The sequence below is a fragment of the Paraburkholderia sp. CHISQ3 genome, from assembly GCF_030464945.1.
GTDB classification, from domain to species: Bacteria; Pseudomonadota; Gammaproteobacteria; order Burkholderiales; family Burkholderiaceae; genus Paraburkholderia; species Paraburkholderia megapolitana.
This window is the reverse complement of sequence record NZ_JALPRG010000006.1, coordinates 174,319-193,247: the sequence shown is the minus strand read 5'-3', so window position 1 is coordinate 193,247 and position 18,929 is coordinate 174,319. Positions and strand designations below refer to the sequence as shown.

At 61.3% G+C, this 18,929-nt stretch carries 18 protein-coding genes and 1 pseudogene; 7 read left to right on the top strand and 12 right to left on the bottom strand.

Annotated features, from left to right (window positions below):
- Positions 1 to 24: 24 nt before the first annotated feature.
- The 4 genes from M0D65_RS15865 to M0D65_RS15850 form a co-directional block, all read right to left on the bottom strand.
- On the bottom strand, positions 25 to 1,209 hold the full coding sequence (locus M0D65_RS15865; protein WP_245811572.1) for an extracellular solute-binding protein: 1,185 nt from the start codon (positions 1,207 to 1,209) through the stop codon (positions 25 to 27).
- A 261-nt stretch (positions 1,210 to 1,470) separates the two neighbouring features.
- A complete protein-coding gene (locus tag M0D65_RS15860) occupies positions 1,471 to 2,409 on the bottom strand; it encodes an SMP-30/gluconolactonase/LRE family protein (protein WP_266253542.1) in 939 nt (312 codons plus the stop codon).
- A 69-nt stretch (positions 2,410 to 2,478) separates the two neighbouring features.
- Complete coding sequence (locus M0D65_RS15855) at positions 2,479 to 4,059, bottom strand: aldehyde dehydrogenase (NADP(+)) (RefSeq protein ID WP_266253541.1); 1,581 nt, start codon at positions 4,057 to 4,059, stop codon at positions 2,479 to 2,481.
- A gap of 80 nt (positions 4,060 to 4,139) precedes the next feature.
- A complete protein-coding gene (locus tag M0D65_RS15850; RefSeq protein ID WP_266253540.1) occupies positions 4,140 to 5,081 on the bottom strand; it encodes a dihydrodipicolinate synthase family protein in 942 nt (313 codons plus the stop codon).
- A gap of 581 nt (positions 5,082 to 5,662) precedes the next feature.
- Here M0D65_RS15850 and M0D65_RS15845 point away from each other — a divergent pair.
- Complete coding sequence (locus tag M0D65_RS15845) at positions 5,663 to 6,223, top strand: autoinducer binding domain-containing protein (RefSeq protein ID WP_266253539.1); 561 nt, start codon at positions 5,663 to 5,665, stop codon at positions 6,221 to 6,223.
- Between the two features lie 118 nt (positions 6,224 to 6,341).
- On the top strand, positions 6,342 to 7,052 hold the full coding sequence (locus M0D65_RS15840) for a LuxR family transcriptional regulator (protein WP_266253538.1): 711 nt from the start codon (positions 6,342 to 6,344) through the stop codon (positions 7,050 to 7,052).
- Here M0D65_RS15840 and M0D65_RS15835 read toward each other — a convergent pair.
- Positions 7,036 to 7,347 (bottom strand): hypothetical protein, encoded by a 312-nt coding sequence (locus M0D65_RS15835; RefSeq protein WP_091015078.1) that lies wholly within the window; start codon positions 7,345 to 7,347, stop codon positions 7,036 to 7,038. The two genes, M0D65_RS15840 and M0D65_RS15835, sit on opposite strands and share 17 nt — an antisense overlap.
- 167 nt (positions 7,348 to 7,514) lie before the next feature.
- Here M0D65_RS15835 and M0D65_RS15830 point away from each other — a divergent pair, with 167 nt between their 5' ends.
- Positions 7,515 to 8,108, top strand: a complete 594-nt coding sequence (locus M0D65_RS15830; protein WP_266253537.1) for an acyl-homoserine-lactone synthase — start codon at positions 7,515 to 7,517, stop codon at positions 8,106 to 8,108.
- A 101-nt stretch (positions 8,109 to 8,209) separates the two neighbouring features.
- Here M0D65_RS15830 and M0D65_RS15825 read toward each other — a convergent pair whose 3' ends face one another.
- Together M0D65_RS15825 and M0D65_RS15820 are read right to left on the bottom strand one after the other, a co-directional pair.
- Entirely contained in the window at positions 8,210 to 9,718 is a 1,509-nt protein-coding gene (locus tag M0D65_RS15825) for an MFS transporter (RefSeq protein ID WP_266253782.1), read from the bottom strand.
- A 173-nt stretch (positions 9,719 to 9,891) separates the two neighbouring features.
- Complete coding sequence (locus tag M0D65_RS15820; protein WP_091015072.1) at positions 9,892 to 10,581, bottom strand: FadR/GntR family transcriptional regulator; 690 nt, start codon at positions 10,579 to 10,581, stop codon at positions 9,892 to 9,894.
- A 286-nt stretch (positions 10,582 to 10,867) separates the two neighbouring features.
- Between M0D65_RS15820 and M0D65_RS15815 the strand changes: the two genes are divergently transcribed.
- The 3 genes and pseudogenes from M0D65_RS15815 to M0D65_RS15805 form a co-directional block, all read left to right on the top strand.
- A complete protein-coding gene (locus M0D65_RS15815) occupies positions 10,868 to 11,338 on the top strand; it encodes a universal stress protein (protein WP_091015070.1) in 471 nt (156 codons plus the stop codon).
- A 143-nt stretch (positions 11,339 to 11,481) separates the two neighbouring features.
- Positions 11,482 to 12,801 carry an SUMF1/EgtB/PvdO family nonheme iron enzyme gene (locus M0D65_RS15810; protein WP_266253536.1) on the top strand — a complete coding sequence of 440 codons (1,320 nt, stop codon included), beginning with the start codon at positions 11,482 to 11,484 and terminating at the stop codon, positions 12,799 to 12,801.
- A gap of 75 nt (positions 12,802 to 12,876) precedes the next feature.
- A pseudogene (locus tag M0D65_RS15805) lies at positions 12,877 to 13,260 on the top strand (Clp protease N-terminal domain-containing protein); the annotation flags it as partial.
- 193 nt (positions 13,261 to 13,453) lie between these two features.
- On the opposite strand, the gene M0D65_RS15800 reads toward M0D65_RS15805, so the two are convergent.
- From M0D65_RS15800 to M0D65_RS15785, 4 genes are all read right to left on the bottom strand, one after another.
- Positions 13,454 to 13,849 carry a type II toxin-antitoxin system VapC family toxin gene (locus M0D65_RS15800; RefSeq protein ID WP_266253535.1) on the bottom strand — a complete coding sequence of 132 codons (396 nt, stop codon included), beginning with the start codon at positions 13,847 to 13,849 and terminating at the stop codon, positions 13,454 to 13,456.
- Positions 13,846 to 14,085 (bottom strand): type II toxin-antitoxin system Phd/YefM family antitoxin, encoded by a 240-nt coding sequence (locus tag M0D65_RS15795; RefSeq protein WP_266253781.1) that lies wholly within the window; start codon positions 14,083 to 14,085, stop codon positions 13,846 to 13,848. The genes M0D65_RS15800 and M0D65_RS15795 overlap by 4 nt, the downstream gene beginning before the upstream one ends.
- Before the next feature lie 203 nt (positions 14,086 to 14,288).
- The gene (locus M0D65_RS15790; protein ID WP_091015058.1) at positions 14,289 to 14,711 is read right to left on the bottom strand and encodes a DoxX family protein; all 423 of its coding nucleotides are present in this window, start codon (positions 14,709 to 14,711) and stop codon (positions 14,289 to 14,291) included.
- A 47-nt stretch (positions 14,712 to 14,758) separates the two neighbouring features.
- Positions 14,759 to 15,457: a pirin family protein gene (locus tag M0D65_RS15785; RefSeq protein WP_266253534.1), complete on the bottom strand. Its 699-nt coding sequence runs from the start codon at positions 15,455 to 15,457 to the stop codon at positions 14,759 to 14,761.
- Positions 15,458 to 15,646: 189 nt separating this feature from the next.
- Between M0D65_RS15785 and M0D65_RS15780 the strand changes: the two genes are divergently transcribed.
- Positions 15,647 to 16,564 carry a LysR substrate-binding domain-containing protein gene (locus M0D65_RS15780; RefSeq protein ID WP_266253533.1) on the top strand — a complete coding sequence of 306 codons (918 nt, stop codon included), beginning with the start codon at positions 15,647 to 15,649 and terminating at the stop codon, positions 16,562 to 16,564.
- 47 nt (positions 16,565 to 16,611) lie between these two features.
- On the opposite strand, the gene M0D65_RS15775 is transcribed toward M0D65_RS15780, so the two are convergent.
- Positions 16,612 to 18,174 (bottom strand): DUF6351 family protein, encoded by a 1,563-nt coding sequence (locus M0D65_RS15775; RefSeq protein ID WP_266253532.1) that lies wholly within the window; start codon positions 18,172 to 18,174, stop codon positions 16,612 to 16,614.
- Positions 18,175 to 18,929 lie beyond the last annotated feature (755 nt).

Genomic DNA, 18,929 nt, shown 5'->3' with positions numbered 1-18,929 from the left:
GGTTCGCTCGCATAACACGGCTGGCTACTTCGTTTTCTGCGCGCCTACTTCACGGTCCCATTTCTGGAACGCCGCCACCATCGCGGATGCACTGAGCGGCAGTACGTGTGGACGTTCGGCCAGCAGCTTCGCGTACTCGGGACGACCGTACTGCTTCAGCACGTCCTGACTGTGCGCCGGCGCCTGATCGACGGTGACGCCCTTGATCGCGGGGCCGGGATAGAAGTAACCGTCGTCGTACGTAAGCGCCTGCTGCGCAGGCTCCAGCATGAAGTTCATCAACTTGTAGAGCACGTCGAGTTTCTCTTTCGGCACGCCCTTCGGGATCACCATGTAGTGCGCGTCGTTGACCCATGTCATGTTGTCGAACGCCTGCACGCGGAACTCCGCCGGCACGATGCCGAGCGCGCGCGGATTGATATCCCAGCCGGTGACGGTGACCGTCATGTCGCGCGTGCCCTCGCCGAGCTCCTTCATGACCGCCGACGTGCCGCCCGGATAGTACGGAATGCAGTCGTTCAACTGCTTCAGGAAAGCCCATGTCTTGTCCCAGCCATTGACCGGATCCTGCGGATCCTTGTCGCCGAGTACATACGGCAAGCCCATTAGAAACGTGCGGCCCGGACCCGAATTGGCGGGCCGCGCGTAGATCAGCTTGTCCGGGTGCGCCTTGCACCATTGCAGCAGTTGCGCGGGTGTTCGCGGCGGATCGCTGACCTTCGCCGGGTTGTATTCGAGCAGCGGACCAGCGGGCATATACGCGACCTCGAGCCCATAGCCCTGCGCAAGGTCCTGCATCTTGCGCGGCCCGGGCGCGTAGCGGTCGAGCGTGCCGGGAAACGCAGCCGCTTGATCGGGCAGCAGCTTGATCCACAGGTTCTGCTGGATGCCGGCCGCGAGCGCGTCGGTGCCGGTCAGCACGAGATCGATATCGGAGCGCCCGGCTCCCTGCATCGCCTTGATCTTGCCGGGCAACTGCGGAGCCGGTGCATTCGTGTAGGTGATGTTCGAAACGAGGTTCGGGTATTTCGCCTTGAAGGCTTCGAAACCTTTTTGTGTCAGTTGCAAGTCGCCGGCTACGTCGACGATGTTGAGCGCGACCGGACCGGCTGCGTGCGCGAGCGGCGCGAATGCTGTCAGTGTCGCTGCGGCGGTGAGTGTCGCGCACGCCGCGACGTACCTTGCTGACCCGCTACCCGAAAAAATCATTGCATCTCCTCGCTTCTTGTAGGGGTCCGCTACCGGTCCAGTAGCAGCGCCCCGTGTCTCGCCCCTCGTGGAACATAGCGAAGGCGGCTTGCAGATGTCAAGCAAATTTCAGAAACACACGGTGTGCTCGAGCAAGCGGAATTACGCCGCTTACCCGCTATTTATAAGGGTTTTACCGGTTGTGTCGGGATCCGCGTTACTGCTCTGCCAGGTTATTTCCTCAACTTGTTTAGCAACTTCCCCGCACGACGCGACCGCTCATCAACCGCCCTTCACACCCTGCGTATTCACGTACAGCGAATACAGCCCGTGCGACGCCGCCATGAACAAACGGTTACGATGTCGCCCGCCGAAGCACAGATTCGCGCACCGCTCGGGCAGCGCGATATGTCCGATCGCCTCGCCTTGCGCGGTGAACACGCGTACGCCGTCGAGTTCGTCGGTACCCATGCCCCAACCGCACCACAGGTTGCCGTGGGTATCGACACGAAAGCCATCGGGCGTGCCCTGGCCCGCGTCGATCAGCACGCGGTCGCCAGTGAGCGTGCGGCCATCGCCGGCGACATCGAATGCGCGGATCTTGCGCGGCGTGCCGCGCGACTCGACGATGTACAGCACCGACTCGTCCGGTGAAAACGCGAGTCCGTTCGGACCCAGCACCGTATCGGCAACGACGCTCACCTCGCCGGTCTGTCCATCGACGCGATAAACACAGGCCCGCAACTCGGACTCCTGCTTCTCGCCCTCGTAATAGCCCTCGATGCCGAAGGTCGGATCGCTGAACCAGATCGACCCGTCGGACTTCACGACGACATCGTTCGGCGAGTTGAGGCGCTTGCCCAGATAGCGGTCGGCGAGCACGGTGATCGAGCCATCGTATTCGGTGCGTGTGACACGCCGCGTCAGATGCTCGCAGGTGACGAGCCGTCCCTCCCGGTCGCGCGTGTTGCCGTTCGCGTTATTCGACGGCCGGCGAAACGGCGTCACCGCGCCGCTCTCTTCATCCCATCGCAGCATGCGGTTGTTCGGGATGTCGCTCCACAGCAGATAGCGGCCGTCGCCGAACCACACCGGTCCTTCGGACCAGCGCGTGCCCTGGTACAGGCACTCGACCGAAGCGAGTGGAAGGCGCAGCGCGTTGAAGCGCGGATCGAGAATGCGAACAGAGAGGTCGGGATAGCGTCGGCTGGCGTCGGTCATGGCGCAGGAGATGAAAAGAGAAAGGGCCGGGCGCATGAACGCCCGGCGTGTCGGACTTTCAGGCGCGGCTTATTCCCGCCCGAGCTTGCCGTCGCGCAGACGCCAGAGCTTCAGCGGATTCTCGTCGCGCAGCGCTTCGGGCAGCAGGTCGGCGGGCAGATCCTGATAGCAGACCGGGCGCAGGAAACGCTCGATCGCGGTCGCCCCGACCGATGTCGAGCGCGAGTCCGATGTAGCCGGGAACGGACCGCCGTGCACCATCGCGTAGGACACTTCGACGCCGGTCGGGAAACCGTTTGCGAGGATGCGACCGGCCTTGCGCTCGAGCACCGGCAGCAGTTGCCGCGCGAGCGGATAGTCTTCGGCTTCGAGTTGCAACGTCGCGGTCAACTGGCCTTCCACATGGCGCGCCACCTGCAGCATGTCTTCGATGGTCGGGCAGATCACAATCAACGACGTCGGCCCGAAGATCTCGTCTTCGAGTTCCGGCGTGGCGAGAAAGTGCATCGCGTTCGTCGTGAAGAGCGCCGGCAGCGCTGCGCACGACGCATCGCTGGCCATACCCTGGGCGACCGTCGTGACGCCACGTTCCTCGCCGCGCTGCAGAACACCATCCTTATAGGCAGCCGCGATGCCGGCGGTGAGCATGGTCTGCGCGCCCTTCTTTGCGAGCGCCTGGGCCGCCGCGTCGATGAAGCGCTGCGTCTCTTCGCCATCGAGCGTAATGACAAGGCCCGGATTCGTGCAGAACTGCCCGACGCCGAGCGTCACCGACTCGACGAAACCGGCCGCGATTTCATCGCCGCGCCGCTTCAGCGCACCCGGCAACAGGAAAAACGGATTGACGCTGCTCATCTCGGCGAACACCGGAATCGGCTCGCGACGCTTCGCTGCGATATCGACGAGCGCGAGGCCACCACGGCGCGACCCCGTAAAGCCAACCGACTTGATCGCCGGATGCGCGACGAGCGCTTCGCCGATCTCGTTCCCGGCGCCGACCAGCAGCGAGAACACGCCTTCCGGCAGATCGCAGTCGACGACCGCTTTCTGGATCGCGCGGCCGACCAGTTCGGACGTTCCGAGGTGCGCCGGATGCGCCTTCGCGACGACCGGGCAACCAGCCGCGAGCGCCGACGCGGTATCGCCGCCCGCCACCGAAAACGCCAGCGGGAAATTGCTCGCACCGAACACCGCGACCGGCCCGACCGGAATTTTCTGCAAGCGCAGATCCGGCCGCGGCTGCGGCTTGCGTTCGGGCAACGCGGAGTCGAGCGTAGCGGTGAGCCAGCGACCCTCGCGCACCAGCGCAGCAAACAGCTTCAACTGACCGACCGTGCGACCGCGCTCGCCTTCGAGGCGCGCTTTCGGCAGCGCGGATTCGGCGTGCGCGCGTTCGATCAACGCATCGCCGAGCGCCACGATATTGTCGGCAATCGCTTCGAGAAAGCGGGCGCGCGTTTCCAGCGGCGCTGCGCGGTACGGATCGAATGCGCGCGCGGCCAGTTCGCAGGCCCGCTCGACTTCCGCCGTGCCGCCCGCGCCGAAAGTCGGCTCGATTTCCGCGTTTCGGGCCGGGTCGAACGCGCGCAGCGTGCCCCTGGTGCCGCGCACCGCCGAGCCGCCGATCAGCATGTCTCCGGTAATCTGCATGTTGCTACTCCTGTGAGGCGCCGCGGCGCCTCGACTACCGCCGGAGTGCGCAACGCAAAGTCAGATGGGGAAGTACGCCGTCAACGGATTGTGGACCGTTCGACGAGATGACGCTCGAACGCGAGCAGTGCCTGCGTCTCAGCGTCGATCTTCGCATGATGCTCGAGCGGCGTCGAACTCAGTAACGGTAACAGCGGCCCCATATCGGCAATCTTCGAGAACGTGACGGCATCGTGCAGCACACGGATCAGCGAGATCCCGTCGCGCAGCGTTTCGAGCGGCATGAATGCATCGTAGAGCGCCTGTGCCTCGTCTGCGCGTGCGGCCTTCACCGCGTGTAGCAAGGCCGTCACCGTATGCGGCGCGATGCAGCCGGAACCGGTCGTCCACGACGCGAGCCCGAAGTCGCGCAGATGCACGAGCGCCGGACGCTCCCCCATCCCCGAAATGATCTGGGTCGGACTGATGTGTTGCAGCAGGCGGCGCAGATAGGGATCGTGCTCCGGCCGTTCACGCACGATCGCGTACTTGATAGCAATCAACGTACCGCGCTCGACGAGTCGGGCAAGCGTGTCGACATCCACGTACTCCTCGCTCTTTATATAGAGCGTGAGGGGCATGCCGGCCGTCTCGGCGATGCGCGAGAGACCGTCTTCGATCCCCTGCGATGTCGTGAAGCCGGTGAGCGGGAGCACCATCGCGGTGCGGTATGAGGTTTGCGCGAGAATGCGCGCCTCGTCGAGCATCTTGCCGTAGTCCGGACCGATGGCCGGGATCACGCGTGTCCCAGGACCCGCGCACCCGGCCAGCAGGTCGAGCAACTCGCGATACTCGCTCACCGCCACGTGATACAGATTGGCGTTGCCGCCGTACAGCAGCGTGCGCACGCCGCCCGCTTCGATGTGGCGGATCAGTTTCTGGTTCTGTGCGGCGTCGAGGGAAAGGTCGGCGCGGCGGGCAAGCGGCGGCACCGCCATCACCGTGGCGGCAAATTCGCTTTCGTGAAGCGGGGAAACATTCATGGTGCCTCGGCGCAAGTTCGGTCAGACAACCGACAAGTTAGCACCGGGTTCAGGATGTTGTCAAACAACTTGAGTCATTTTGCGCTATTTTGGTATGACAACCGGGAATGCTCATTCTTACTGAGTAATAGACATTCAGACGGGCATTTCTACCTCACTTGTGCCTTTACGTGTCCTTTTGACTGTCTAGATGGAATTGAATCGCAATTGGAGAAGCGGTTGCTATTACGGTTTATCACTGGTGTTAAATCCGTGACATTGAAATCGCATAGGTCGGTGCCCGTCCCTAGCCGTCGGTTGCCGGACAACCGGTGCGTTTGACGATAGTGCACTTATCCCGTTCAATCGGTACGAGAAGCTTTCGTTTGTTTGTCTTGGGCTTTTGCGCACTGCGGCAATTGGAATAGACCAGATCTTTATTCCAATTTCAATTATCAGAATTAGAAAAGAATGATAAATTCTCCCCGTGCAAAGAGGCCGGCTGAAATTTCCGCTCCGGCATCACTGGCAATCGGGCCATGCAATCGGAGAGAACTGACGTGTCGCTAGAGTTGCTACAGTCGCGAAACCTTATCGAACAGATGTCTCCGTTGCTCGACGCAGCGGACGAAGCTACGTGGTTCGATGCGATAAGCAATCTCGCCGAAAATTGGGGGTTCAACCAGGTTTTCGTGGCGATCCTGGTACGACCGGACAGCCAGTTCGAAGATGCGTTCATACGCAGCACGTATGCGCCGTCGTGGCGCCGGACCTACGACGACAGGAAACTCTCGTACATCGATCCGATCGTGTCGCATTGCTCGACACGCTCTTCGCCGATCGCCTGGTCGCAGGAACTGTTCGACACCGCCCCTACACCGCAGCAAGCGTTCTTCGAGGAAGCACGCTCACATGGCCTGCGTGTCGGTGTGACGTTGCCGATTCATGGACCTAAACAGGAATGGGGCGGGATATCTTTCGTCACCGACCGTACGCCGACCAACGATTTCTGGCGTCACGTCGATACGGTGCTACCCGATCTCATGCTGCTGCGCGACCTGGTTATAGACACCAGCCAGCGTCACCTGAACGAGAATATGCAACCGCTGATTCCACAGTCGATACCACGCGGACGCGGGTATCTGGCCAGAAATCAGAATTAGGAGTTGACGATGAATCCCGCCCGCGCTAAAAGCCAAGCGGTATCTTGTCGCCGACGTTACCGGCAGTCGGGTCGCGCAACCAGAGAGAACTGACGTGTCGCTAGACTTTATCGAGCAGATGTCGCCGTTGCTCAATACCACGGACGAATCGGCATGGTTCGCTGCCGTGCGCGACCTCGCCGAAAAGTGGGGATTCGACCGGATTCTCGTGGGGATATTGGCGCGGCCAAGCACCCGGCTCGAAGACGCGTACATTCGCAGCACGTATGCGCCGTCGTGGCGGCGTGCCTATGACGAGCAGAAGTTCGCGTATATCGACCCCGTGGTGTCTCATTGCTGGGCACGCTCCGCACCGCTCGTATGGTCGCCTGAGCTCTTTGCCACCGATCCGCAAAAGGCGATGTACGAAGAAGCCAGCTCACACGGCCTGCGTGCAGGAGTGACGCTGCCGATCCACGGTCCTAAACAGGAGTGGGGAATGGTGTGCTTCGTCAGCGATAGCAATCCGAGCCCGGCCGGCGACTTCTGGAATCAAGTCGACAACGCCTTGCCGAATCTCGTGCTCTTGCGCGATCTGGTGGTGGATACGAGCCAGCGTCACCTGAATGCGCACGCTCAGCCGCTGATCCCGCAGCTGACGCCGCGCGAGCGCGAATGTTTGGCGTGGACCGCCCAAGGCAAGTCCACGTGGGAAATTTCACATATTCTCAACTGCTCGGAAGCCGTCGTGAATTTTCACGTCAAGAACATCCGGACAAAGTTCGGCGTCAATTCACGGCGGGCGGCCGCCGTGATTGCGACGCAACTTGGACTTATTGACCCAGGCTGATCAGGGACCGGGATTCCTGGCTGTACAGCACTCGCTCAGCCCGCCCCAGATCTCCGTCAGAGATCGTTTTCGTAAAATAGAGCCCCAACAGAATTGAGACCGGCGCCGGAATTTCCGCGCCCGATTCGAACCGGCTACCACGTGATTGGGTAACGCCAAAGCGTGCCCAGAAACGCCGCTGGCTTTCCTTCTTCTTCTTTCGGTATGCGATGATCAGCACACGGTCTACAGCGGACGACACCTCCGGCGACCGTTCTTGAATGCCCGCTTGCCAATGATTTTCCAGTAGTTCCATGGTGTATCTCTCAGAGGTTAATTTAGCAACCGTTCTATCTCTTTGCCGGTCATCGCAATAATGCTGGAGTACGTCCGCGGTGGCACCTACCTATGTGGATAGGTGCAATCTCGATACGAAATGCATAGGTTCCCCTATCGGACGACCCACACGCGCAGGAGAACTTTATGCAAACTACGATTCGGATTGGAACCAGGCGGGAATTCGACAGCGAGCACATCAAGCAGATGTTTCAGTTACGCGCCCGCGTCTTCAACAGGCGGCTGGGTTGGGATGTTCCAACCACCGACGGCATGGAGATCGACGACTACGACGCGCTTAATCCCCACTACATGCTGATTCAGGATGAAACGAGCCGCGTACGGGGTTGTTGGCGCCTGATGCCGACAGAAGGCCCCAACATGCTGCGAAACACTTTCCCGCAACTGCTGCACGGCGCAGCGGCGCCTGCCGGACGGCATATCTGGGAACTAAGTCGATTTGCAATCGATACGGAGGGCGAGGAAAGAACCTTCGGCTTCACCGATCTGACCATCTCTGCACTCCAGGTCGCCATGACCTTTGCCCAGCGGATGGGCATCACGCGCTACGCGACTGTGACAACAACGCCGATCGAGCGATTGTTGCGCCGTACCGGTGTCGAAGTGTACCGTTTTGGGCCGCCCTTGCAGATCGGCGTCGAGCGCGCGGTTGCGCTGGACTGGGTGGTCAGTCCGCAAACGCTCGAGGCACTATTTGGACGCATGGAGGCAGCGGCCTGATTCTCCAGCCGCGGCGGTAATGCAGGACAGAAATCAGGCCAATCAGAGCCACCCCACCCGGAAACCACGTCGCGGGTCGATCCCCGCTTCGCTCCCCAGCCTCACTGCCGCCGAAACGTAATGCTGGCAATCCGGCGCACCATCAGCGCCGCCGCCAGCGCGGCAACGCCAGTCAGCAGCACACCGATGTGTATCGATTGCACCAGCACCTGCCGGGCCGCTTCGACGAGCGCTGGACCGTCGAGCCGTGCCCGCGCCAGTTCGGCGAGCAAAGCGTCGCGCAGCGCCGGGTCGATCAGGATGCGCGGATCGGCGAGCTTCGGTAGCCACGTCGACGCAACCGGCTCTCCCAGCACCCGCAAAGAATCCGCGACACCCGCGGCATAGCGGCGATTCACGATCGTCGCCACGACGCTCGTGCCGAGCATGCCCCCGACCATCCGGGTCGATTGCAGCAGCGCCGTCGTGATCCCGAAGCGCTCGCGCCCCGCGATCTCCTGGCCGAACACGTTCAGGTTGTTCAGGATGAAGCCGAGCCCGATACCGACCGCCCCCATCGCGAGTTCCAGCCACAGGTGCCGGGTAGTCGGCGTGGCGAGCGCAATACCGACCGACGCGGCCACGAGCAACGCAAAGCCAATCGAAAGAATCAACGTCGGCTTCGACAGATGGATCACGATGCGCGTGTTGATCAGGCTACCGAGCGCAATACACGCCGCAATCGGCGTCGCGAGCAGGCCGGCTTCTTGCGGCGACAGTCCGAAACCGCCTTGCAGCAGCAGCGGCGCGAAGAAAATCAGCGAGAACATCACGAAGCCCGACAGCAGCGACAACGTGAACAGCGTGACCAGCTGCGGGTCGCGGAACAGATCGAGCGGCACGATCGGATGCGTGGCGCGCCGCTCGCAGACGAGAAACGCAATCGCACCGAGCCCGACCAGCGCAGCCAGCACGAGGTTGCCCGTGGTCAGGCCATCTTTTGGCACAGCCTCGATGAAAGTCTGCAGGCCGCCCAGCACGAGCGCGACGAGCGCCGCGCCGGTCCAGTCGATCCGCACCTCGCCGCCGCCCACGCGCCGGTAAGCCGGCAGATGCGCCCAGATGAAGTACAGCGCAAGTGCGCCGACCGGCAGGTTGACGAGAAACGTCGAGCGCCAGCCGAAGTGCTGGCTCAACCAGCCGCCCAGCGATGGCCCGGCCGCCGTGCCGATGCCATAGGCCGCGGCCATCACGACCTGCCAGCGCACGCGGGCGCGCGGATCGGGAAACAGATCCGGAATCGACGCGAACGCAGTGCCGACCATCATGCCGCCGCCCACGCCCTGCAGGCCGCGCGCAATCGCGAGAAACGGCATGCTGGTCGCGACGCCGCACAGCACCGACGCCGCGGTGAACACGATCACCGCGGCGATAACGAAGCGCTTGCGGCCGAAGTAATCGCCGAGCCGTCCGAACACCGGCACCGTGACCACCGATGCAAGCAGATACGCACTAGCAATCCACGCGTAGTACTCGAAGCCCTGCAGTTCGGAGACGATCGACGGAAGTGCCGTGCTGACCACGGTCTGGTCGAGCGCGACCAGCATGTTGACGAGGCCGATGCCGAGCATGGCCAGCAGCGCGTCGCGAAAAGGCAGGGGGCGGGAAGGATTCACGGGGGACAAACCTGGCGCGAGGCGCGAGAACGGATAAAAAACGGAAGGTGGGTCGAGCCTGGGAGATGCAGATACCGGATGCGCTACCGACAGCCTCACGGCCCGTCGCGCACAGAAAGGACGTACGGCTACGAGCCGAACATCCTGTCGCGTGCGTTTTCGAGGTGAACGCGCATCGCGTGACCTGCCGCAACGGAATCTCTGGCACGGATCGCGTCGAGTACCGCGAGATGTTCGGCCTGCACGAGCCGTTGTCGCTCGACGGTTTTCACCAGCGACAGGTTGCGCGACAAATTCATGCTGAACACGATCTGCTCTTCGATGAACGACATCACGGTGATGAAAAACGGATTCTTCGATGCACGGGCCACGGCCAGATGAAACGCGAAATCGTCCTTGGCTCCGATGCCCTGGGTCTCGATGATCCGCTCGAGTTCGTCCCACGCGTGCTGGATCGCCGCGATATCGTCGGCCTCCGCTTGCTGGGCGGCCAACGCGGCCGCGCCGGCCTCGGTGACGATGCGAAATTCGTAGCAACGGCGGATGTCGGACAGCGTTTCGAGTGGGGCGAAGCGCCGCACATCCGGATCCGGGCGACGCGCGACTGTCGTACCCGAACCGTGCCGCGTCACGATGATGCCGTCGGCGCGCAAGCGCGCCAGCGCTTCGCGCACGGTCGGCCGGGAGGTATCGAAACGTTCGGCCAGCGCGTGCTCGGTGGGCAGACGGCCACCCTCCTTGTACTCGCCTTCGAGAATTCGATTGAGGATGTCGCTGTAAATCTTGTCGGGCAGGCCCAACGATTTGCGCTCGTTCATCGTCGACGGGAATCAGCTTGTCTGAATAGGTTTGGATTGTAAGGCAAACCGGCCCGATTTCCCGTCGAGAACTGCTTCAGTTAATCCTGTCGATATGCGCAAGAGCCAGTCGCAGCAAGCCCTGCGTGGTACCGCGGGGGTGCCGGAAAATTTGCTAAGCAAACGTTTGACATCCCGTGCGCGGCACGCTGCGCGCCCGCCGGCAATCATCTAAGCTGATATTGGCCGCACGCCACGCAGGATCGTCTGCGGATTTTCAGCTTTCCCTTTCGACGCGGAGTCTTTCATGTACACACGCATCCTCGTAGCCGTCGACGGCAGCCATACTTCGCGCCGCGCGTTCGACGCCGCGCTCGCGCTGGCGAGTGCACCTGGCGCGGTACTGCAGCCGTTCTACGTGATCGAGAACACACCGATGTATTACGAAGCACCCGGCTACGATCCGTCGGTGCTGCACAACCAGTTGGTCGAGCAAGGCAAGGAACTCGCCGACGACTTGACGAAGGTCATGCGCGAGCACGGCGTTGCCGGCGATCTCGCCACGGCCCAGGCTTCGTCTCTCGACGACGTACCCACGCTCGTACTAAAAGCCGCCGAAGCCTTCAAGGCAGACCTGCTCGTAATGGGCACGCACGGCCGGCGCGGCTTCCAGCGGCTGATACTCGGCAGCGTCGCGGAGCGTTGTGTGCGCCAGGCCACGTTACCGGTGCTGTTGATCCCGTCGGCAGCCGGTCACGACGACGACAAGACCGACTGACCCTGTCAGAATTTCAAACGCGTGGACAGATCGACATACGGAATGCGCTCGTTCGAATGCCCGGCAAGGGTGTCGCCCCCGGGCACGTCTTCTGCAAAAAAGGTAAAGTTGAAAACCGTCCCCCCGCAAGGAGACCCGGCGACATGAAACGCGACCTTGCCGTCCAGCATCCGCTCATCCAACGCCTGATCGAAGCCCGTAACGTGACCGACGCGCTGTTTGCCGTCGTCAAACCCGAATTCCTCTATGACCGGCCGATTCGCGAGCGTCATCGCATCGTGTTCTACGTCGGCCACCTCGAAGCGTTCGACCGCAATCTGTTCGCCGAACGCCTGTGCGCTCTGCCCGCCTTCGCGCCGTCGCTCGACGCGCTGTTCGCGTTCGGCATCGATCCCGTCGACGAAGGTTTCCCGACCGACCAGCCCGCCGACTGGCCCACGTTCGACATCGTGCGCGACTACGCAGAACGCGCCCGCACGCAGATCGATCAGGCGCTCGCCACAATCGATTTCGAGCGCGACGGCATGGCGACCGGTTCGCCCGCGCAATTGCTGAACGTGGCGATCGAGCACCGCTTGATGCATGCGGAAACGCTCGCTTACATGCTGCATCAGTTGCCGCTTGCGCAGAAAATCGCGCCATTGCCGGGCCGTAGCGCATCGCCGGCTCAGGCACGCGATGCCGTGCGCGCACTCGCCGCGCCAGCGATGATGAGCGTGCCCGCGGGCCCGACCGTGCTCGGTATCACGAAGGAAAGTGGACAGTTCGGCTGGGACAACGAATTCGGCGAGTTGCGGGTCGATGTGCCGGCGTTCGAAATCGACCGGTATATGGTGACGAACGGCGAGTATCGCGACTTCATCGATGCGGGCGGTTATCGCGAGCGTGCATGGTGGAACGACGCGGACTGGGCGTGGCGTGAAGCGGAACAGATCGAACATCCGGTGGTCTGGTCGCGTCGTCATGACGACAGCGCTGATGGCAACGCGTGGACGCTGCGCACGATGTTCGACGATATTCCGTTGCCGCTCGACTGGCCGGTCTACGTCAGCCATGCGGAGGCCAGCGCATACGCGCGCTGGGCCGGCAAGTCATTGCCGACCGAGGCGCAATGGCAGCGCGCCGCGCACGGAGCGCCGCAAGGCGTCTCGGGCAATTTCGATTTTCGCAACTGGAACCCGCAGCCGGTCGATGCCCATCCCGACAACGTCAGTGCATTCGGTGTGGAAGGCCAGTTCGGCAACGGCTGGGAATGGACCGCGACGCAGTTCGACGCGCTACCGGGCTTCGAAGCGTTTCCGTTCTATCTCGGCTACTCGGCGAACTTCTTCGATGGGCAACATTACGTGCTTAAAGGTGGGTCTGCGCGTACCGCGTTGTCCATGCTGAGGCCGTCGTTCCGCAACTGGTTTCAGGCGCATTATCAGCATGTTTATGCGGGGTTTCGGTGTGTGCGGGGTTGAAGGATTTAAGGCGAGAAGCCAGAACAACAAGAGGCAGAAAATAAGCGCAAGCCTGTCACTCGTAGTGGAGAAAGTATGCTCTCTCGTGATCTGGAAACCAGCCTGCACCTGGCATTCGTGAAAGCGAGCGAGGCACGGCATGAGTTCATCACGGTCGAACATCTTTTACTGGCCCTGCTGGACAATCCCACGGTAATGGGGGTGCTGCGCAAGCACGCGGTCAACATCGAAAATCTGCGTCAGAACTTACAGGAATTCCTTCGTGACAACGTACCGGTCGCTCCGGGAACGGACGAGGTTGATGTCCAGACCGCGTATGGTTTCCAGCGCGTAGTTCAACGTGCCATCGGGCGGGTACAGATCACGTCGGACGACGAGACGGAAGTGACTGGCGCAAAGGTGCTGGCGGCAATCCTCGATGAAAAGGATTCGCACGCGGCGTACTTCCTGCGGCAACAGAGAGTCAAGCTATCGGCGTGGTGAGAAAGTACCGGAGCCAATGGCTGGAATAGCCACGCCACCATATCTGCTCCCACAGGTACTCTCCTGCAACCGCGCAACCGCGCGACGAGTCGATCGCACCTTCGATGAGCAACATTACGTGCTTAAAGGCGAAATTGAAATCAGACGTCTTGCTTCTCTCGTTTTCCTGTTACCAGATCGTTTTGACATGGGCATAGGCCCGTATTTTTTCGTCTTTGGTCACAAGCGGGACCGAAAATTTGCGTGCGAGCGCAACGATCATCCGGTCAGCGGGGTCTTTGTGAAACTCGCCCGGTAACTCGACCGATTTGACTGCCGTTTCAGGATCGATCGGGATGAAGCGCACGGCCTCAATGGCAGATACCGTTGCGAGCCAACTCGCCACGTCCATCGACAGGACGAGCTTCTCCCGATCGACGAGCATGGCGATCTCCCAGGCCGAGATTGCCGAAACGATGATCTCGCCGCCGGCAAGTTCCCGGTCAATAGCGGCTTTCGCTTTCTTGCTCAACGTCGGGTCAGCCGTCACCCACCACACCAGCGCGTGCGTATCCAGTACGATCACCGCGCTGCCTCCCAATCACCTTCCGCGACCGGATCGGTCGGATTGTCGTAGCGCACAACCGATCCCCGCAGCACATCCAGGGGACTGCGCTCGATGCCTCCGAACGGCCGGACTTCGAGCACGGGCTTGCCGTGATCGGTCACGATGATGCTTTCGCCCGACGACTCGATTTGCCGGAAGAACTCAAGCGCTTTCGCCTTGAATTCGGACTTGGAAACCTGATTGTGATTCATAATTTGCCTATGGTCATTTGTCCATAGTCACAATCATAGCAAAAATGACTATCGAAACAAGTCATTTTTTGACTGACCTCGCGTAACGCCTTTCGCGACGTGTGTGATGTCGACTCCCACGGGGACTCTCCTGCAACCGCGCAACATCGCGACGAGTCGATCGCACACCAGCTCAGGCAAGCGATCGCCTCGACGCACCCATCTGCCTAGCTCGCGCGCAGAGCCGAGACACGGGAAGCCACCCGACCGGTGAGCGCATCGAGACTGAATGCACCGGCGCCAAACCACGTGATCTGCAGAAGGCCGCCGGCCATCATCACGTTCTTGAGGAAGTGAATCATCTGGTTTTGATCGGCGAAGTTGTGGTGAAAGACCATCGCGGTGACCAGACAAAACACCGCCATCCCCAGCGATACGGCGCGCGCCCGATAGCCGGACAGCAGCAGCAAGCCGCCACCCAGTTCGGTCAACACCGCAAGGACAAACGCAAGTGGTGGCACGGGCAGACCCATGGCCGCAATGTAGCCAACCGTCGCCCCATACGCTGCAAGCTTGCCGAGCCCGCTCATGACAAACGGCCCACCGATCAAAATACGACCTAACAACGGAATAAATTTGAAGCGTTCCATCACAATCTCCTTGAATGAATTTGCAGAGGTGGAATACGAAAGAGAAATTAGCCGGCGTCCACCATCACCAGCTCGGAATCTTCAAGAGCGGAAATCTGTGCCGCAGCGACATGCGTGATCGCCACGCCGTCGAGCGGCCCAACCAGTTCGCCATCGACTTCAATACGTCCCGAGGCCACGACGAGATAGGCACGGTGCGCTGAACCCAACGCGTATCGAACGCTTTCGCCCGCCTTCAGCAGCGCACCCAGCACCCGCGCATCGGCGCGAACAGGAAGCGCCCCTTCGTCGCCGTCGAACCCGCTGGCAAGAACGACGAAGCGCCCCGACCGATCGCGTTTCGGAAACGGCCGGGTACCCCATGCGGGTTCGCCACCGGCCTCACGAGGCAGCAGCCAGATCTGAAACAGCTTGAGCGGCGCGTCGCCGCGGTTGAACTCGGCGTGACGGATGCCGGTGCCGGCGCTCATGACCTGAACGTCACCTGCGCGGATCGCACCTTCGGACCCCAGCGTGTCTCGATGACCGAGCAGGCCCTGACGGACATACGTGACGATCTCCATGTCGCGGTGCCCGTGCATCGGAAAGCCGCTGCCGACGGCGATCTCGTCGTCGTTCCAGACAATCAGCGGGCCGAGCGCGCCATGCGCGGGATTGCCGTCGGCGCTGACCGCGAAATGATGTTTCGCGCGCAGCCAGCCGAGATCCGCCCGGTCCAACGATTCCCAACGCCGATGTGTGAGCATGTCCGCCTCCGTTTTCCCGTCATCGCCAGCGCGATGCTTGCCACCTGGGTCACCTGGGCCACCTGCCGGATCCGGCACTGGTGGAATTGATGGAACGAATGCTATATTCGCAACGACATGACGCATAGATGCCATATCGGAACGCATCATTGCTTTGAGTAGAACGATAAAAAGGAAGGAAAGCTGTCCATGAACGCAATCACCGACCTCAACGATCTTTGGCTCTTCTCAGAGGTGGTCGAGCATGGAAGCTACACGGCGGCTGCGCGCAATCTCGGTCTGCAGACCTCGAAACTGAGTCGGCGGATTCGGGCGCTGGAAGAAGAGCTTGGCGTCCGGTTGCTCAATCGCACGAGCCGGAGCCTGTCTTTGACGGAAACCGGGCGGCAGTTCCATCAGCATTGCCTCGCGCTGGTGGCGGAAGCAAAGGCCGCCCGGGATATCGTGGACCGGACCCGGTCCACGCCACAGGGGACCGTGCGCATCGCTTGTCCCGTGGCTCTGCTCGAGTCGGGCATCTCCAGGATCATCGCGCGCTACGTCGAGGACCACCCCGATGTCCAGGTTCTGCTGGATGCAACCAATCGTCGCGTGGATGTCGTGGAGGAAGGCCTGGACTTTGCCATCCGGGTCAGGCTTCCTCCGCTGGAGAACACCGATCTTGCCGTCCGTCAGTTGGGTCTGTCGATTCACATTCTGGTGGCCAGCCCCGCACTGGTAGCGCGCCATGCGCCGCCCAGTTCGATCGAATCCGTGCAGAGCTGGCCCACGCTTTCGATGGCGAGCAGCAGCGAGCGATTTGTCTGGAATCTGGTCGACGCCGAAGGACGCGTGACGTCATGGGTGCATCGACCCCGCCTCGCGACCGACGACCTGGCCAGCCTTCGAGTCGCAGCATTATCTGGCGTCGGCGTGGCCTTGCTGCCGAGGGAACTGGTGGAGGCCGACCTCGAGGCCGGCCGGCTGCAGCACCTGCTACCAGATCTCGCCACTACGCCTGGCCTCGTCCACGCGATCTTCCCCACGCGTCGGGGCATGGTTCCGGCCGTGCGTCATCTGCTCGATGCACTGGTTGCAGGGTGTGAAAATTCGAAGTGGCAGCGCTAGGTTGGGACTCGTTTGAAGATCCGCTGGACCATGGCTGCCACGCCCGTTTAGCCGGGCACGCAGATGTAACTCGACGCCGCATTCACATCGCCGGCGCCCAGATAGTGCGGCACGAACGGATACGGGCAGTCCGGCAGCGACGACGTCACCTTGCCATTGGTGTCGAATTTCACGAGCAGCAGTTGCCCCGGCGGAATGTCGTACTCGACCCACGCAATCATCGCCCCGAGATAGTCGGTCTGATCGGGACCGTTGCCACCGAGCACGTGACCCACGCCCGGCTCCAGATAGAAGCGCGCATTACTCCCGGCAAAGCCAGCAAGCTGTACCACGGTTTTCCAGTTGCGCAGATGGTCGCGCGGTGAAATCAACGGATCGGCAGCACCGTTGAACGAGATCATCTTTTTACCCGCCATCAGATACTGCGCGATGGCCGGAAGGTGGTGATCCGCGCCGATGTTTTGCAGCCCCGCTGCGATGATTGGATAGGACGCGTCGACATTGAAGTTCGCTTGCAGACTGCCGGGTACCGTCGGCGGAAACAGCCATTCCACGTTGCCGGTTCCGATCGCCGCAAAGCCGCCACCCAGACCGCCGTATGCACCGACACCGAACATCGAGCCGAAATCCGCCCAGTTATAGCCGGCAAAAAGCAGCTGACCGTTGCCTGTCGACAAGGGAGCAAGCAGGCGCTGCACGGTCTGTACCTGCGCGGGCGAAAGACACGTTGCCGCAGGCGCACCCGACGCGCCGCACTGCAGGGCCACTGGACTGAAGGTACAAGCAGCAGGATTCAGGATCACACCGTTCGCGTTGCCGCATTGCGCGACTGCCGCACCATAGGCTGCGGTCCATTGCGCACTCGATGGCATGGCGGGTGAACCCGCAAGCGTTGCCGTATGCAGCATCGCTGCTACCTGCGTGCCCATGTTCATGCTTTCATCGCCGGCGATAATGCCGTCGTAATCGCCCGGCAGATTCTGCGCGACAAGATAGGCTTCGCGGCCACCGTTCGATGCGCCATTGAAGTACGTATATCTCGGCGCCGAACCATAGAACGCGCGAATGACGGCCTTGGCGAAATGAACCGTGATGCCGGTCGACGCATACGCGTAGTCCTGCAGCTCAGTCGTATTCGTCAGCAGTTCCGCAGGGTTACCGGTGCGGTTGCCACCGTTCGATGCGGTATAGGCAATCCCACGTGCCAGCGGTTTGATCAACGGGAATTGTGCAGAGGTGGCTTCGACAGTTGGAATGCTCCCATCGAAACCGCCACCGCCCTGGTGCAGCAACCGGTTCGACCAGTTGTCGGGAAGATCCACCTCGATGTCGAGCTGGGTATTCGCGGCGCCGGTTGCGGAGATCTTGCAATAGGCAGGGTTGCCGCCTGCCGCAGCAATGCGCAGACTCGTTGTCACCGTAATGCCATTGAATTGCTGGCCGTTGATTTTCGTGCACTGTGTCGCATAGTCGAGCGGCTTCAACACCGCCGGCGCCGCCACCGATCCCGCGGCCTCCGCGTTGCCATAACCCAGGAACGCGGGCAAGCACCCGCCCACGGCCAATGCGATGGCGAGTCGCATGGCATTACTTTCAATCCAGCTTTTCACGTTGATTGCTCCAGATGTAGGAATCCTATTTATTTCCGTCGTGGCCGGAGAGTCGAGTTCTTTGCTTTCGTCAGGATGAGCAGGATCGCTGCGCGGTGACGAAGAGGAGATCGGTAATCTGAAGGAACACATCCGCCTGATCGACCGGGCCGGGGCATTAATAAACCGTCCAGCCGTTCGGTCAATGTATGCAACGTTAGGATCGTTTGGGCGGAACGCCAAGCGGGGTTAACCCTTCGGTTAGCGAAATCGACGGTGCACGACGCTTTGCGAATGACCGTTCCGCACGCGGAAAGCCGTCGGATTCACCGCAAACATGCTCATGCACAAGTACTATATTCACGCAATATATGCATATACGCATATAAATTGCATGACATACGCCGAACGATGAAAGTCTCATAGCTTCGACTCGCCGTCCCATGCAGCTTGAACGGGACAGCGTTTTTCGCGTGTATCGCCTGCTGCGATGCGAGATGCATGTATGCATCTGTATCTCGGGAAATCCCTGGCGAATAATTCGATCGGCATTTCACCGCGTCCATTCAGACGTCGATAAATCCACTCCGGCAATAGCAGATTGCTCATTCGGGTTGATTCGCCCTTACCCCATTCTCAAGACAAACGCCACCGCGCCCGCTTGAGCGCCAATGCCCGTCAAGCGGCAATGTCCCTCGTTTCTGGGGCAGACATCCCGCGCCAGGCCGCGTCTAATGGCCCCGCTGTCAATTGAATCGCGACGCAGTTCCTGTTAT